Origin of the sequence: Thalassotalea algicola (genome assembly GCF_012932965.1) — a bacterium.
Lineage (GTDB): Bacteria > Pseudomonadota > Gammaproteobacteria > Enterobacterales > Alteromonadaceae > Thalassotalea_F > Thalassotalea_F algicola.
In genome coordinates, this window is the sequence record NZ_JABBXH010000013.1 from 1 (window position 1) to 510 (window position 510).

2 tRNA genes are annotated in these 510 nt (G+C 44.5%); both read left to right on the forward strand.

Annotation, left to right across the window (positions count from 1 at the left end):
- Positions 1-133: 133 nt before the first annotated feature.
- Positions 134-210 (forward strand) — tRNA-Ile (locus tag HII17_RS18870).
- Between the two features lie 25 nt (positions 211-235).
- Positions 236-311 (forward strand) — tRNA-Ala (locus HII17_RS18875).
- The last annotated feature ends 199 nt before the right edge of the window (positions 312-510 follow it).

Genomic DNA, 510 nt, shown 5'->3' on the forward strand with positions numbered 1-510 from the left:
AACCCTAGGGGAACCTGGGGTTGGATCACCTCCTTATCTTGAAGGTAAAACGCTCATGTTGAGTGTTCACACAAATTGCACTGATAACGAAAGTAGAAGAAGTCCTAACATGTAAGCTTCGGACGATTTATATAGGTCTGTAGCTCAGCTGGTTAGAGCGCACCCCTGATAAGGGTGAGGTCGGCAGTTCAAGTCTGCCCAGACCTACCACGTTCTGATGCATGTTGCCCAGAATGGGGCTATAGCTCAGCTGGGAGAGCGCCTGCCTTGCACGCAGGAGGTCAGCAGTTCGATCCTGCTTAGCTCCACCATTACTTCTTCGCTAGAACAGAAAAGACCAAATTTAAGCTATCTTTTTAGATGATTTAAATTTGGTTTTTAACCAAATCACCGCCGAATGCGAGCGGATGATAGTTCTTTAACAATTTGGAAAGCTGATATATATCCCGAATATAATTACTTTATCAGTAATATATTCGAACGATGTTTATCTGGTGAGTGCGGTGTCGC